This is a genomic window from Brachybacterium sp. SYSU DS0246 (genome assembly GCF_059391765.1).
In genome coordinates this window covers 1-1,483 of the sequence record NZ_JBZXYT010000065.1, presented here as the reverse complement: position 1 = coordinate 1,483, position 1,483 = coordinate 1, and the positions used below count along the sequence as shown (strand labels likewise).

The following is a 1,483-nucleotide window of genomic DNA, read 5'->3' as shown; positions in this document are numbered from 1 at the left end:
CATGAGTTCCCTGAGTCAACCTCTAGGCCGTGAGAGCGCTGCTGTGGTCGTTTCTGTCGGTTCTGCGCCGCTCGTGGATGGTGGGGTCGTAGCACGTTCCGTCGCGCCAGCAGGCGTAGATGATCCGCAGCCAGGAGCGGGCCAGGATCCGCACGGCGTGGGGATGTCGTTTGCCTTGTTCTCGAGCGGTGTCGTAGATGTTTCTGGCCCAGGTCGAGGAGTGTCGGGAGTTGTCGGCCCAGCGGATGAGGGCTTGTCTGGCTCGCCGGTTGGTGGCGTAGCGGAACACGACTGCGCGGGACTTGCCCGAGGCGCGGGTGACGGGCACGACGCCGGCTTCGGCAGCGAGCTGGTCCGCGCTGGCGGCGTGCTCCAGCAGGGGGCCGGCCTCGCCGATGATCTGGGCGAGGTTGACGGTCCCCACCCTGGGAAGGTTCTCGATCAGGGCTGCCCAGGGGTGGGTGGCCAGAGCCGTGTCGATCTGGGCCTCGAGCTCGCAGATCACGGTCTTCAGGGCGCGGATGACGGCGATCTGGTTGCGCACCAGCACGGTGATCGTCTCGTCACTCAGTCTGGAGACGGGCGCGGGAGCGTTACGGAGCCTGCCGATCAGTACGGCAGGATCGGTGCGTCCGGAGTAGTGCTGGCGGGCCAGCCAGTCGCGCATTCTCGCCGGTGCCAGGTGCCGCGCGGAGCTGCGGGTGGGGAAGCGATCGCAGAATGCCAGGGCGATGTCGGAGTCCAGGTCAGCGAAGACCGTCCCGGCACCGGGCCAGTGTTCGGCCAGCAGCGCGGCGAGCTGGTTGGTCGCCGTCACGCGGGCGGTGACCTGATCCTCGCGGGCGCGCACCAGGGCTTGCAGCTCGAGGGTGGTCTGCTCGGTCGGGCGCAGGGTCCTCAAGCGGTGGCCGTCGGTGCGCAGGTAGTCAGCGAGCTTGAACGCGTCGCCGGGATCGTCCTTCGCGCGGGCCGCGCCCCAGCGGGGACGCACAGCGTTGAACGCATTGGGGTGGACGGCCACGACCGGGTGTCCGGCCGCCAGGAGTCGGTCCACGATCAGCCCGCGGGTGGTCTCGATCGCGACCGGCAGGTCAGCCGGCGCGGCGTGGCCGGCCAGGCGAGCGAATGTGGCGCGCAGGCCGTCCTCGTTGTGAGGGGTGGGCCAGCGATCGACGAGATGGCCGTGGTCGTCGATGACCGCAATTGCATGGGTGGTGTTGCCCCAGTCCCATCCGACATACATGCACGTACTCCAGGTCTTTCGAAGGAGCACCACTTGGTGGAGGACATCTGCCGGAAGCTCACTGCTCGGCCCTCGAGGGGGCATGTTCCTGACGCCGTTCAGATGGCCTCGGCCCGGCAGGGCTGGCAGAACTCATGCTGGCCGTCGAACGGCTCGCATCCTAGGCCATGCACCCGCCGGGACCGAGTGGTCACGACCCTACCGAACAAGGCCGCACTAAGGAGGGTCCCCCAGTGAGCA

Annotated in this window: 1 protein-coding gene; it reads right to left on the bottom strand. The window is 68.3% G+C overall.

Going from position 1 to position 1,483, the window contains the following annotated elements; translation table 11 throughout:
- Nucleotides 1-22: 22 nt before the first annotated feature.
- Nucleotides 23-1,243: an IS110 family RNA-guided transposase gene (locus AC5020_RS16910; RefSeq protein ID WP_377019487.1), complete on the bottom strand. Its 1,221-nt coding sequence runs from the start codon at nt 1,241-1,243 to the stop codon at nt 23-25.
- Nucleotides 1,244-1,483 lie beyond the last annotated feature (240 nt).